General features: G+C 42.3%; 1 protein-coding gene. It reads left to right on the top strand.

Annotated elements, in window-relative coordinates:
- The coding region (locus F6K46_RS39770; RefSeq protein ID WP_293118206.1) for a reverse transcriptase domain-containing protein at nt 1-1,274 on the top strand (1,274 nt) is incomplete at its 5' end.
- Between the last annotated feature and the right edge of the window lie 93 nt (nt 1,275-1,367).

Raw genomic sequence — 1,367 nt, 5'->3', positions numbered from 1 at the left:
TATTAGACGCGGACATCTCCGGATGCTTCGACAATATTGCACACAAACCCCTACTGGACAAAATTGGAAACTTCCCAGCCAAAAAACTAGTGGAACAGTGGCTCAAATCGGGATACATAGATAAAGACGTATTCTATAAAACCGAGACAGGAACACCACAAGGTGGGACGATAAGTCCATTACTAGCCAATATCGCACTACACGGCATGGAGGAAGAACTGGGAATTAAATACAGGTGGGACAAAGACAAAAGAAGAAAATCCGGAGGATTCTGGACTAACATATCCAATAGAACATTTGTCCGCTTTGCTGATGACTTTGTGGTATTAACCGAGAACAAAGAAGATGCAGATGAAGCTAAGGCAATCCTACAAGAATGGTTGACCAAAATAGGACTAAATCTATCAGATGAGAAAACCAGTATCAGACACCTCACAGCAGGATTTGACTTCCTCGGATGGAATTTCCGAAAATATAGAACCACCACACGCAAATCCGAATTGGTGACCCTAATCAAACCTTCAAAAAGGAATATACAAAAATTCAAAGATAAATTGAAGGACGAATTCAGGAAATTGAAAAGTGCAACCCCTACCCAAGTCATAGGAAAACTCAACCCAGTTATTAGGGGGTGGGGAAACTATCATGACGGAGTGGTCGCTAAAGAAACTTTCAGCTACCTGGATAGTCATATATTCTGGAAATTGAAGAGATGGGGATTACGGAAATACAAAAAGTCGTCAAGCTGGATACTCGAAAAACACTTCGGGAAATACTGTCCTGGCAGAGATGACAAATGGGTATTTGGAGACAAGTCCTCAAAAATGTATTTACAAAAACTGGCATGGACTCCCATCAAACGCCATACCTTAGTCCAATACATGAATAGCCCTGATGACCCCAATCTAATTGGGTACTGGGAACAGAGGAAAATCAAACAAATGGAAAAGACGGCGAAAGGGAGACTATCGGCAGGAAAGGACAAAATAGCAAACAGGCAGAATTACACCTGCCCAGTTTGTAATCAATTATTGGGTACAAATGGCATACATACACACCACATTATACCCAAACACCTAGGTGGAACAGACAAGTATGATAATCTAGTCTATCTACATGAAGATTGCCACCATTCCATTCATGCCTTGGGTGCCCTCAATCCCGACATACAGAAAATGCTGAAAGCCGGGATAAAAAAACCCTCTTTGAAGCGGAACAAAAGCCAAAAGGTACAAACCCGCAAATCTAAGAAAAGAGAAGGCAGTGATAAATGAGTTCTTTTGGAGTTAGTTGCGCCGTGTACTTGGAGACTTGTTCGCACGGTGCTTAGGGGACGAAGCGGGGGTAACCCTGCTGACTTACCCAAT

Origin of the sequence: Moorena sp. SIO3E8 (assembly GCF_010692445.1) — a bacterium.
GTDB classification, from domain to species: Bacteria; Cyanobacteriota; Cyanobacteriia; order Cyanobacteriales; family Coleofasciculaceae; genus Moorena; species Moorena bouillonii.
Note: the sequence above shows the minus strand (reverse complement) of the source record. Positions and strands in the feature narration are given on the sequence as shown.